The organism is Paracoccaceae bacterium, from assembly GCA_012103375.1.
Lineage (GTDB): Bacteria > Pseudomonadota > Alphaproteobacteria > Rhodobacterales > Rhodobacteraceae > WLWX01.
Genome location: WLWX01000001.1, coordinates 1 through 13,001, shown reverse-complemented (window position 1 = coordinate 13,001; position 13,001 = coordinate 1). Strand labels below are relative to the sequence as shown.

Below are 13,001 nucleotides of genomic sequence, written 5' to 3'. Positions count from 1 at the left end.
CCCGATAGGGCGCCGGGCGATCGCCTGACCGTCCCGCGGGCAGGCGATTTCGATGGGTCGCGAATCCTTCGAAGTCCGGAGCTAACGCTGAACCATAAATTGCCACACACCACTGGCTCGTCGCCTACCCCCGGTCAGGCGCTCGCCCGGCTTGGCGCCTGATCGTTAACGCCCCCTCCACGCCAGTCGCCAGCCTTACCCCGCCGCCAACCCCATAAACGCCCGGATCATCCGGCTGTCGCGCCGTTCGCGCAGGCAGACCAGCGCCTCGTCCATCAGAAGGTTGGCATCGCGGATCGGTAGGGCGACCAGCCGCGTATCGGTGCCAAACTCTGCCTCGCTGACAATTCCGACGCCGCCACCGGCTGCAACGATTTCGCGGACCGCTTCGCGCCCCTCAGCCTCGACATAGCTGCTGGGTTTCAGGCGCGCTGCGGCGAAGGCCTCTTCCAGTTTTGAACGGGTCCGCGAACCGGTTTCGCGCAAGACCAGCGGGCTGCGCGCCAGATCGCCAAGGGAAATGTCCCCCGCGTCCGACAGCGGGCTTCCTGCCGAGACGAAAGCGATCAGCGGCGCTTGCGACAGATCAATCACGTCGTATTCGCTGCCCGATGGGATTTCGCCCAGCACGCCGATATCCGCCTCATAACTGGCCAGGGTCGCCGACACCTCGGCACTGTTGCCCGATCTGACCGATACCTGAACGCCCGGATAGCGCGCGCGGAACGCGGCCAGAAGTTCGACGATATGATAAGGCGTATCACTGACAATGCGCAGCGTGCCACTGCGCAGACTGCGACTTTCGCTGAGCATATCGCGGGCCAGATCCTCGATTTCAAACAGGCGGCGGGTGATTTCCAACAAGCGGCTACCGGCCTGGGTGATCTCGATCTGTTTGCGGGATCGGTCAAACAGACGAATGTCATATTCGGCCTCCAGCTTGCGGACCTGATCGGACAGGGCTGGCTGGGTCAGGCTCAGGGCCTCGGCGGCGCGGGAAAATCCGCCGTGGATGGCGACGTTATGGAAAGCGCGGAGTTGGGCGTGGCGCACGTGACTTCTCCATTAGGGTTGCAAATGTGATCCTATCAATCATAGTTTTTTCTGATAGGTCAATCTGTCGTCCTGATTGGTCAGCGGGCTGCCCCTCGCCTCAGGGTGGAAAGAAGCGCAAACGGTTGCAAATAAGGCCAAACAGGCGGGCTTGAATCTGTTGACACAGTGCCGAGCATGCGGGCAGAGTTGTGCCCGACGCAACTGCGTGACGGGGACGACGGGGGAAAATAAAAAAACAACTTCCCATACCTGATCGCATGCGTGAAGGCCGGGTGACATTCGCAGCGTTGTTACAACGTTGCTGCAAAATGAGCCCCACGAACAACTAACGATCCAACGAGGAGAGATCATGAAACGAATTCTTTTGACAGGGGTGGCGGCAATCATCTTGCCCGGTGCTGCTCTGGCCAACTGCCCGGCGATCAGCGTTGCTGACATGGGTGGCGTCGCTGCGGGTGAATTTCCGCAACAATATGAACTGGCAGAGTTCCAGGATGCAGCGGGCTGCACCATGGAGTTTTCAGCGAACCCCGATTCAGCCGCGCTGAACGGTCAGATCGCAGGCAACGGCGACCTGCCTGACCTGGCAGATCGTCTGCCGTCCGAACCGCTGGTCGTGGTGCCTTATGCGGGTGTGGGCAAATACGGCGGGACGCTGGACGTTCTGTCCAACGCGACCGAGGCTGGTACCTCTGACTTCCTGTCGGTGCGCCACGTCAACCTGGTCCGGTATTCCGATGACCTTCAGACCATCGTGCCAAACATTGCCAAGTCCTGGGAATGGAACGATGATTTCACCCAGCTGACATTCCACCTGCGTGCCGGTCACAAATGGTCGGACGGTGCGCCGTTTACCAGTGCAGACGTCAAGTTCTGGTATGACGATCTGCATATGGACACGAATATCTTCGAAGCGCCGAAGGATTACGTGACCGTCGCGGGTGAGCGGATGACCGTTGATGCCCCGGATGAGACCACAGTGGTCTTCAACCTGCCGGCACCCAAGCCCGGTCTGCTGGCACACTTTGCCACGCACTTCGGTCAGGGCTTCCAGCCCAAGCATTTCCTGGGTCAGTTTCACCCCGGTATCAATGCTGACGCAGACAGCCTTGCCCAAAGCCTCGGCTTTGAAAACGGCTATGACGCGATCAAGGCCTATTGGGGCAATTCGGACTGGACGGACACGCCGTCACCGATGCTGTCCAAGCCGGACCTTGTTGGTGGTCTGCCCAAGGCAACGCTGCCGACGCTGGAATCGCATATCTATGTGACCGACACGACCGAGGGTCGCCACCTTGTGGCCAACCCCTACTTCCACCAGGTTGATACGACCGGCCAGCAGCTGCCCTATATCGGTGAGCAGGACGAAGTCTATATCAACGACAACGAAGTTCGGATCCTGAAGCTGGTGAATGGCGAAGTTGACTATAAGTCACAGTCGCTGCAGCTGCCTTCGGCACCGCTTCTTCTGGAAAATCAGGAGGCCGGCAACTATTCGATCTACCTCAAGCCGGAAATCACGCTGGGTGCCTTTGGCTTCAACGTGACGCATGAAGATGAAGCCAAGCGCGCCATCTTTGGCGATCTGAGCTTCCGTGAGGCGATGTCGATTGCCATCAACCGCGATGAGCTGAACGAAACGGCGTTCTTCGGTCTGGGTAACGGCACCCAGTATGTCGGCTTCTCGCCGCTGCCGGAGTTTGTTGATCCGGCCTGGGAAAGCTACATGACGGATTTCGATCCGGATGCGGCAAATGCCAAGCTGGATGCAATGGGCCTGGCCGACACCGATGGTGACGGGCTGCGCGAAATGCCCAATGGTGACAAACTGGTGCTGAACCTGAACTATTCGACGCAAGGCATCGCCGGGCAGACGGTGGAACTGGTCAGCCAGTACTGGCGCGATGTCGGCATCGACTCGGTCGTGAAAGAGGTGACGCCGGACGAGTATCGCTCGGCCCAGTCCTCGAACCAGCTGGACGTTTCCATGTGGCGCAAGTCGCAGCCGCTGGCCATCGTTCTGGGCAACAACGAACTGTGGGTGCCGCCGTTCGAGAACTACTTCGGCAACCGGACCGGTATGCTGTGGGCAGCATATGTCGACAGCGGAGGCTCGGACGGTATTGAGCCGCCCGAGTACGTCAAGCAGCTAATCGCTGACATCAACGCCTTCCAGTCCGCGGACCAGTCGGGTGATGAGTTCAAGCAGATTGGTGAGCGTATGGTGAAGAACATGGTCGAAAACCTGCTGTTCATCGGCACGGTTCGCGCGCCTGCTCCGATCTATCGTAACAACGATCTGAAGAACTTCATCGAGTTCCAGACACATTCTTACGAGTACTATCGGACCTATCCGTACCGCGCCACGCAGTGGTGGCTGGACGAATAATCGACCGCTTTGGTTGAAAGAAAACAGTTGCGGGCGGCGCGTGTCGCCCGCAACCTTACCCGGACAAAGATCCGGGATTCGGGGCGAAACCCACTGACAATGTAACGGGGATGGACCAGGCCAGATGATGCAATTCGCGCGATTTGCGTTTGTGCGCGCCGTCATGGCGGTGATCACCCTGATTATCGTTTCATTGATCGTCTTTTCACTGATGGAACTGGTGCCGGGCGACTGCGCTGAACGCTATCTGGCGTTCAAGAACACGCAAGGGTCCAGTATCCAGATCGCCAACGAGTTGGAGGCAGAGCGCCAGCGCCTTGGTCTGGACCGCCCCTTCCTGGTTCGCTGGACCAGCTGGATCGTCAACGCCTTCCAGGGCGAATTCGGCGACAGCTGTATCCTGCGCGTCAACATCGCGCAGCTTCTGGGCGACAAGTTCTGGTTGTCGCTTGGGCTGTGCCTGGCCTCGCTTGTGCTGGCCTATGCGATTGCAATCCCGGTTGGCATCATCTCGGTTGCGACCAATTCCGCCGCACTGAACAACGGGTTGCGCCTGTTCTCGTACCTCGGGCTGGCGCTGCCGAACTTCCTGCTGGCGCTGATGATTATGCTGGCGGCGACGGTCTATTTCGGGGAAACGCTGACGGGGTTATTCTCGAACGAATTCCGCGATGCGCCGTGGTCAGGGGCGAAGTTTGTCGATTTGTTGAAACACATCTGGCTACCGATCTTCATTCTGGGCTGGTCGGCCACCGCCTTTGCGCTGCAAACCGTCCGGGCGCTGATGAGTGATGAGATTGGCAAGCTTTACGTCACCGCCGCTTCGGCGCGCGGCATCTACGGGCGCAAGCTGCTGTGGCGCTATCCGGCACGGCACGCGTTGGGGCCGATCGTCAACAGCCTTGGCTTCGACCTGAACCGGATTTTCAACGAATTGCCGATCGTCGCGTTGATCCTGATCCTGACGGACGCGGGTGCGTTGCTGATCGAGGCATTGGCACGCTCGAACGACCAACAGCTGGCGGGTGCGATCATCTTCCTGCTGACCGCTTCCATCGTGACGCTGAATTTCCTGACCGACCTGCTGCTGGCCGCAATCGACCCGCGTGTCCGCCGAAGCATCATGGGATGAGCCGATGACAGATACCACCGCACAATCCCCGGCCCCGCAGGACGACCAGAAGTCGAAAGAGGCGTATTTCACCGCCTCGCAGCGGCAACTGATCTGGGCGCGGTTCAAGAAACAACGGGCCGCCATGATTGCGGCCATGGTGCTGATCGTGCTGATACTGTCGGGGCTGTTCGCGCCCTTCCTGTCACCCTACGACCCGACGATTGCCGGGCGGGACAAGGATTACACAAACGGCGCACCGCAGATGCCGCAGTTCTGTGACAGCAACGGCTGTTCGCTGCGCCCATTCATTCATGCGGTCACGCGCGAACGGTCGATGGCAACCAATTTCCGCTGGGTGACCAAGGTTGACGAAGATACGCGCCTGCCGATGCAGTTCTTCGTGCGCGGCGATCGCTATAAACTGTTTGGCTTCGTACCCGGCAATATCCACCTTTTCGGGGTCGAAGGAGGCAAGATTCACCTGTTCGGCACGGATGAGGACGGGCAGGATATCTTCAGCCGGACACTCCACGCGGTCTGGACCTCGATGCAGGTCGGCACCATCGGCGTGGTGATCGCCTTCGTTCTGGCGCTGATTATCGGGGGGGTCGCCGGATATTACGGAGGCTGGATCGACTCGATCATCCAGATGGTGACCGATGCGGTACGCGTGGTGCCGGTGATCCCGCTGTTCATGGCGATATCCGCGATCATTGCAGCGGAAGGATCGCGCATAGGTATCGGCGACTGGACACTTGTCGAGCTTGGTCCGGGGCTAAGTTCCGAGGGGCGGTTCTTCATCATCTCGATCATTCTGGGGTTGGTCGGATGGCCCACGCTTGCACGCCGCGTTCGCACCCATATGCTGACCGAACGCAATCAGGAGTATGTGCTGGCGGCGCAGCTGTGCGGGGCCAAGCCCGGCCATGTGATCCGCCGCCACCTGCTGCCCAGTTTCACCAGCTATATCATCGTCGATCTGGTCATCAGTTTCCCCTATATGGTGCTGAGCGAAACGGCGCTGTCCTTCATTGGCCTAGGGCTGAAAGACCCGGTCAGCAGCCTTGGCGTGATGTTGCAAAAGGCAACCTCGGCCGATGTTCTGCTGAACTATCAGTGGTATTTCATCCCGGTGATTTTCTTCGTCGCCCTCGTCATGGCTTTCGTCTTTGTTGGCGACGGGCTGCGTGACGCTGCCGACCCTTACTCGGATAGCCACTGATGAGCCTTCTGGATGTCGAAAACCTGACGCTGCAATTCCGCACGGATGAGGGGGTCATCACGGCGGTGGACAATGTCTCTTTCAGCCTGGAACCCGGCGAGGTTATGGGGCTGGTCGGGGAAAGCGGGTCGGGCAAGTCGGTGACGGCCAAATCGCTGATGAAGCTGAACCCCGGCAACGCGATCTATTCGGACGATACGAAAATCACGCTGCATCTGGACAGCGGCCCGGTGGATGTCATGGCGCTGCGCAACGCGCGCGAAATGGAGGTTGTGCGCGGGGGCGCAGTCTCGATGATTTTTCAGGAGCCGATGGCCAGCTTCGCGCCCGCCATCAGCATCGGCAGGCAGATGGTCGAACAGCTTCTGGTGCATTCGGACATGAACAAGAAGCAGGCGAAGGATCTGAGCATCGAGATGCTGGATCGCGTCGGGATTTCCGATACCTCGACCCGCTTTGACCAATATGCGTTCGAATTGTCCGGCGGGATGCGCCAGCGGGCGATGATCGCCATGGCGCTGTCGACCAAGCCGAAACTGCTGATCGCGGATGAACCGACGACGGCGCTGGATGTGACCATTCAGGCGCAGGTCATTGACCTGATGAAAGACCTGGTGACCGAGTTCAACATGGGCATTATCTTCATCACCCATGACCTTGGCGTTGTTGCGCAAACCGCCGACAAGGTGGCCGTGATGTACCTGGGCCGGATGGTCGAACAGGGTCCGGTGCGCGAAGTGATCCGGCACCCGCACCACCCCTATACCCAGGGGCTGATCGCGGCGCTGCCAAAGCTCGACGATCTGGAGGCACCATTGGTGCCGGTGCCTGGCGACATTCCGTCGCCGCTGGAACGCCCGCCGGGATGCGTGTTCCACACGCGTTGTTCCAAGATCATCGGGGATGTCTGTAAAACGGATGTGCCGCAATGGGTGCAAACGGCCGAAAACCACCGCGCCGCATGCCATCTGTGTGAAGAAGGGTCGGGCGCATGAGTGATACGCCGCTGATTTCGACCGACGGGCTGTCGGTCACCTTCCGGATCAACGCCGGGGCATTCAAGAAATTTGACCTGAAAGCGGTCGAGGGGATCTCGATCGACATCCCAAAGGGCAGTTTCTTTGGCATAGTTGGCGAAAGCGGGTCTGGCAAAACCACGCTGGGCCGGGCGCTGTTGAAGGCGGTCGATATCTCGGAAGGGACGGCGACCTATGATGATGGAGAGGTTGAATATGACCTCAAAGACCTTTCGAAGGTGGACCTGTTTGAATATCGCAAGCGGGCGCAGCTGATCTTTCAGGATCCCTATGCCGCGCTGAGCCCCCGGATGACGGTGCGCGATATCATCGCCGAACCGCTGGAGGTGATGGGGATCACCAAAACACGCACCGATACGGACGAGCGTGTGCGCGAGATTGCCGCGAAGTGCCGCCTGAACCTGGAACACCTGCGCCGCTTCCCGCACGCGTTTTCGGGCGGTCAGCGCCAGCGGATTTCCATTGCGCGCGCGCTTGTTTCTGGCCCGAAATTCATCGTGGCGGATGAAAGCGTTGCCGCACTGGATGTATCGATCCAGGCCGATGTTCTGAATCTGCTGAAGCAGATCCAGTCCGAAATGGGCCTGACCTTTATGTTCATCAGCCACGACCTGAGCGTTGTGGCCCATACCTGCGATCATGTTGCGGTGATGTATCTGGGCCGGATCGTGGAAAGCGCGACAACCAGTGAACTGTTCGCCCAGCCACGCCACCCCTACACCAAGGCGCTGTTCTCGGCCATTCCGTCACTGGACCCGGATGATCGCGGCACCGCGCAGAAGCTGGAGGGCGAGATTCCGTCCCCCACGAACCAGCCGCCGGGCTGCAAGTTCCACACCCGTTGTCCGTTTGCCATCGACATTTGCAAGTCGACGGATCCGAAACTGGAAAAATCACCCGATGGGCATGCCGTATCCTGCCATCGCTGGCAGGAACTGCTGGATGAAAGCGCCGCCTGACGCATCGTGCATTTTGATAGGTCGATAAGGCGTATCAATTTGAACAATAGGTCAAACTCGGGCATTTTGCACGACTAACACGAGGGGGCCGATGCAGGTCATTGTCATTCTTTTGCAGTTGGCCGGGGCAGTTATGTTGCTGCTCTATTCGACGCGCATGGTGCGCACCGGGATCGAACGTGCCGCCGGCTCTGCGTTGCGCGACCTGTTCCTGACCACGCGCAAAAGTCTGCTGAAGTCTGCAGGTGTGGGCGTGATCGCGGCGGCGTCGCTGCAAAGCGCGACCGCTGTGGCGCTGCTGGTCGGCGGTTTTGCCACCACCGGCGTGATGGGCGTGACCGGGGCCTTGGCGGTTGTTCTGGGGGCGGATCTTGGCACGGCGCTGGTCGTGGTGTTCCTGTCGCTGGACCTCGGATGGCTAACGGCGGTTTTGCTGCTGGTCGGCGGATTTCTATTCCTGAAAACGGACGCGCGGCTGGCGAAACAGATTGGCCGGGTGCTGATGGGAATTGCGCTGATCCTTATTTCATTGTCGCTGATCAGTCAGGCGACAGTGCCGCTGCGGGAATCGCGGTTTCTGCCGGACATCGTGGCATATCTGGCCTTTGACCCGATCACGGCGGTCCTTGGCGGTGCGGCGTTGGCATTCCTGTTCCATTCTTCGGTCGCCGCAATCTTGCTGTTTGCGGCCTTCGCGGCCGAGGGGGTGCTGGGCATCGCAGCAGGTGTGCCCCTGGTTCTGGGCGCGAACATCGGCGGTGCCTGTGTGGCCGTCTGGCTGACGCGGTCGGCCCATATCAAGGCGCGCCGGATCACGCTGGGCAATCTGGCCTTTCGTCTGGTCGGGGCGCTGGCGGTTCTGGGCCTGATGCAGATTGTTGCGTTGCCCCTTGGGCGGTATGCCGAAACCGAAGCGCGCCAGCTGGTTCTGTTCCATTTCGCCTTCAACGCCGTATTGGTTTTGGTTTTCCTGCCTTTCGTCATCCCCTGCGCGACCTTGTTGAAGAAGGTCCTGCGTGACCCGGTCGTCAGTGAAAGCGTCCAACCCCCGCGGGTCAGTGCGCTTGATCCCGGCGCACTCAGCGATCCGCGCCAGGCGCTTGCCTGCGTGTTGCGGGAACTTTTGTTGATGGCGGGAACGGTCGAACAGATGCTGACCCCGGTGATGGAACTGTTCGACACGGCGGCGCCTGATCGGCTGCGAAGTTTGCGGACCATGGACCTTGAGGTGAATGAGCGTCACAGCGAGATCAAGTTGTTCCTGGCAGAGTTGAGCCAGCAACAACTGAACCGGGATGAAGCGGTGCAGCTGATGGACTACCTCGATGCCGCCGTGGCGCTGGAACGGATCGGTGACATCATCTCGAAGGACCTGCTGCGCGCCGTGTCCGAAAAGAACGAAAGCGGTTCCAGGTTTTCCGAGGACGGTTGGGCTGAACTGTCACGCCTGCATGCGCGTGTGATGGCCAACGCGCAGATGGCGTTGAATGTGCTGGTTTCCGACGATGTCGATACCGCCCTGCAACTAGTTGAAGAAAAGGAAAAAATGCGCGAATTTGAACGCCTTAGCTTTGACCGCCATGTCAGCAGGCTGGCCACCGGAACCCCCGAAAGCATCGCCACCAGTGATGTCCACATCGAGGTTGTTCGCGCGCTGAAAGAGATCAACTCTCGCTATGCGCTGATTGGGTATCCGGTGTTGCGTCAAAGCGGGATGCTGCGCGACAGCCGGTTGGACAAGACCGGTACGATAGATAGGCAAAACTTATAGTTTGGTATGTATTAACGATTTTTGCGATGCAATAATGCGCGCTAATCTGCCCGCAACTTGAAGGACTCGGACAAGGAAATCTACCGATGACACAGGCAAAAATCGAACCGCCGAAGCTGGGCGAACCCTATCTTCTGACGCCCGGTCCGCTGACAACATCTTATGGCGTGAAACAGGCGATGCTGCGCGACTGGGGCAGTTGGGACGCAGATTTTCGCGCCATGACAGCGGCAATGCGGTCCCAGCTTCTGGCTATGATCGGCCCCGAGGCTGATGCCTTCGACTGTGTGCCGATGCAGGGCAGCGGGACATTTGCGGTCGAATCGATGCTCGGCTCTCTGTTGCCCAAGGACAGCAAGACGCTGGTGCTGGTGAACGGTGCTTACGGGCAGCGGATCGTCAAGACCGTGCAATACCTGGGCCGCGCGCATGTGGTCATCGACAAGGGCGATTATATGCCGCCGCGCGGGGCCGAGGTTTCTGCCGCGCTGGCCGCAGATCCCGCGATCAGCCATGTGGTGCTGGTGCATTGTGAGACGTCTTCAGGCATTCTGAACCCGGTGAGTGAAATCGCCGAGGCGGTCAAATCCGCCGGCCGCAGCATTCTGATCGACTCGATGAGCGCTTTTGGCGCGCTGGAACTTCAGGCGCATGAGATTCCTTATGACGCCATCGTCAGCTCGGCCAACAAATGCATCGAAGGGGTGCCCGGCTTCGGCTTTATCATCGCCCGCAAGACGATGTTGGAGGCGGCCGCAGGCAATGCGACATCCCTCAGCCTGGATCTGCATGATCAGTGGGTGGCCATGAACAAGACAGGCCAATGGCGCTTTACCCCGCCGACCCATGTGGTCGCCGCCTTCATGGAGGCGCTGACCCAGCACCGCGCCGAAGGCGGCGTTGCGGGACGCGGCGCCAGGTACACGCAGAACCGCGACGTGATGGTCGCGGGCATGCGTGACCTGGGGTTCGAGACGCTGTTGAATGACCGCTGGCTGTCGCCGATCATCGTGACATTCTTTTGTCCTGCCGATCCCGCATTCGAATTCACCCGCTTTTACGAGGCGATGAAATCCCGCGGCTTCATCATCTATCCCGGCAAACTGACCGTCGTGGACAGTTTCCGTATCGGCTGTATCGGCCAGATGGATGCGGATGTCATGCGCGCGGTCGTCGATGCCGCCCGTGACAGCCTGACCGACATGGGCGTGGCAAGCGCTGCCCCGCCTGCAATTGCACTGGAAGAACGCGCCTGATTGGCCGCCTGAACCTGAAAGACAAAATAGATGAACGATATGACCCCTGCTGACATCGTGATAAATGAACGCGCCGATGCTGCGCCGAAAACCACCGCGATCGCGATTTGCCTGGACGGGTGTGAGCCCGCCTATCTGGATGCCGCCATCGCCGACGGGCTGATGCCGACGCTAAAGCGCATGCGCGAAACGGGGACTGACCGGCTGGCCCATTCCGCGATCCCAAGCTTTACCAATCCGAACAACATGTCGATTGCCACCGGACGCCCCCCGGCGGTGCACGGGATTTGCGGGAACTTTCTTTATGATCCGGAAACCGATTCCGAAGTGATGATGAACGACCCGAAATGGCTGCGTGCGCCGACCGTGTTCAAAGGCTTTTATGATGCCGGGGCAAAGGTGGCGATTGTCACGGCCAAGGACAAGCTTCGCGCATTGCTGGCCAAGGATCTGGCGTTCCAAGATGGCCGCGCAATTTGCTTTTCGTCGGAACGCAGCGACACCTCGACCAAGGCCGAACATGGCATCGACAATGCCAGCAAATGGCTGGGCCTGCCCGTGCCCGAGGTTTATTCCGCCGAATTGTCGGAATTCGTCTTTGCCGCCGGGGTGAAACTGCTGCGCGAATTTCGCCCTGACGTGATGTATCTGACGACAACGGATTACGTTCAGCATAAATACGCCCCCGATGATGCGCAGGCCAAAGCGTTCTATGAAATGTTCGACCGCTATCTGGCGGAACTGGATGCGGATGGTGCCGCCATTGTGGTGACGGCGGATCACGGAATGAAGCCCAAGCATGATGCGAATGGCGACCCCAAGGTGATCTATCTGCAGGACGTTCTGGACGATTGGCTGGGTGAGGCGCAGGCCCGCGTGATCCTGCCTATTACTGACCCCTATGTTGTCCATCACGGCGCGCTCGGGGCCTTCGCGACGGCCTATCTGCCCGCCGGATCCGACGCCGAAGACGTCGTGACGCGGTTGCGCGCCATGGATGAAATCATCTATGCCGATACGCGCGCCAATGCCTGCGAACGGTTCGAACTGCCCACAGATCGCATCGGCGATATCATTGTAATCTCGGGCGAAAACATGACCTTGGGCACGTCAGCGCACCGTCACGACCTGGCCGCATTGAATGAACCGCTGCGCAGTCACGGAGGCCTGACCGAGCAAGAGGTGCCGTTCATCGTCAACCGGGTGCTGCCAGATCTGGCGGCCGCCCCGACATTGCGGAATTTCGATGCATTCCATATTGCCTGTCAGGCGGCGGCGATGGAAGTAGAGGGCTGAGCGATGAATGCGATTGATCAAACGGTACGCCATGAGGCGATGCGGATTGGCGGCGAGAAGGTCTTTACCGATGACGTCGTCGAGGTCCGCTATCCCTATACCGATCAGGTGATTGGCACGGTTCCGGCAGGCACGGCAGAGCATGCGAAGAAAGCCTTCGCAATTGCAAAGGCCTATAAACCGAAATTGACGCGCTATGAGCGTCAGCAGATTCTGTTTCGCGCAGGCGAATTAATTCGTGAACGTCGTGAAGAGATCGCGCATTGGCTGACGTTGGAACTTGGGATCTGCAAACAGCACTCGCTCTATGAAACCGGGCGCAGTTATGATGTGTTCACGCTGGCCGGACAATTGGCGATTTTGGATGATGGGCAGATTTTTTCATGCGATCTGACTCCGCACGGGAAAGAGCGTCGGATCTACACGATGCGCGAACCTGTTGGGGCAATCTCGGCGATTACTCCGTTCAATCACCCGTTGAATATGGTGGCGCATAAGATCGCTCCGGCGATTGCGACGAATAATTGCGTGGTGTGCAAGCCGACAGAATTGACGCCGCTGACCGCAATTACATTGGCCGATATTCTGTACGAGGCGGGATTGCCGCCCGAGATGTTCCAGATAGTCACCGGAATGCCCGCTGATATCGGGGATGAGATGATTACCAATCCTGATATCGACATTATCACCTTTACCGGCGGCGTGCCGGTCGGGAAAATGATTGCTGAGAAGGCCGGGTACAAACGCACCGCGTTGGAATTGGGCGGAAATGACCCGCTGATTATTCTGAATGACCTGAGCGATGCCGATCTGGAAAAGGCGGCGACGATTGCGGTGGCCGGGGCGACAGGGAATTCAGGGCAGCGTTGCACGGCGATCAAACGGATTCTGGTGCAGGAAA

At 59.1% G+C, this 13,001-nt stretch carries 10 protein-coding genes; 9 read left to right on the top strand and 1 reads right to left on the bottom strand.

Annotation, left to right across the window (positions count from 1 at the left end):
• Positions 1-195: 195 nt before the first annotated feature.
• Entirely contained in the window at positions 196-1,053 is an 858-nt protein-coding gene (locus GKR99_00050; GenBank protein NKB26034.1) for a LysR family transcriptional regulator, read from the bottom strand.
• A gap of 352 nt (positions 1,054-1,405) precedes the next feature.
• Between GKR99_00050 and GKR99_00045 the strand changes: the two genes are divergently transcribed.
• From GKR99_00045 to GKR99_00005, 9 genes are all read left to right on the top strand, one after another.
• Positions 1,406-3,445 carry an ABC transporter substrate-binding protein gene (locus GKR99_00045; protein ID NKB26033.1) on the top strand — a complete coding sequence of 680 codons (2,040 nt, stop codon included), beginning with the start codon at positions 1,406-1,408 and terminating at the stop codon, positions 3,443-3,445.
• 124 nt (positions 3,446-3,569) lie between these two features.
• A complete protein-coding gene (locus GKR99_00040) occupies positions 3,570-4,577 on the top strand; it encodes an ABC transporter permease subunit (GenBank protein NKB26032.1) in 1,008 nt (335 codons plus the stop codon).
• A gap of 4 nt (positions 4,578-4,581) precedes the next feature.
• On the top strand, positions 4,582-5,781 hold the full coding sequence (locus tag GKR99_00035; protein ID NKB26031.1) for an ABC transporter permease subunit: 1,200 nt from the start codon (positions 4,582-4,584) through the stop codon (positions 5,779-5,781).
• The gene (locus GKR99_00030; protein ID NKB26030.1) at positions 5,781-6,776 is read left to right on the top strand and encodes an ATP-binding cassette domain-containing protein; all 996 of its coding nucleotides are present in this window, start codon (positions 5,781-5,783) and stop codon (positions 6,774-6,776) included. Before GKR99_00035 ends, GKR99_00030 begins: the two co-directional genes overlap by 1 nt.
• Positions 6,773-7,777, top strand: a complete 1,005-nt coding sequence (locus tag GKR99_00025) for an ATP-binding cassette domain-containing protein (protein ID NKB26029.1) — start codon at positions 6,773-6,775, stop codon at positions 7,775-7,777. The genes GKR99_00030 and GKR99_00025 overlap by 4 nt, the downstream gene beginning before the upstream one ends.
• A gap of 91 nt (positions 7,778-7,868) precedes the next feature.
• A complete protein-coding gene (locus tag GKR99_00020; GenBank protein NKB26028.1) occupies positions 7,869-9,548 on the top strand; it encodes a Na/Pi cotransporter family protein in 1,680 nt (559 codons plus the stop codon).
• A gap of 86 nt (positions 9,549-9,634) precedes the next feature.
• The gene (locus tag GKR99_00015) at positions 9,635-10,804 is read left to right on the top strand and encodes a 2-aminoethylphosphonate--pyruvate transaminase (GenBank protein ID NKB26027.1); all 1,170 of its coding nucleotides are present in this window, start codon (positions 9,635-9,637) and stop codon (positions 10,802-10,804) included.
• 30 nt (positions 10,805-10,834) lie between these two features.
• Positions 10,835-12,100 (top strand): phosphonoacetate hydrolase, encoded by a 1,266-nt coding sequence (phnA, locus tag GKR99_00010; GenBank protein NKB26026.1) that lies wholly within the window; start codon positions 10,835-10,837, stop codon positions 12,098-12,100.
• Between the two features lie 3 nt (positions 12,101-12,103).
• The coding region (locus GKR99_00005; protein ID NKB26025.1) for an aldehyde dehydrogenase family protein at positions 12,104-13,001 on the top strand (898 nt) is incomplete at its 3' end.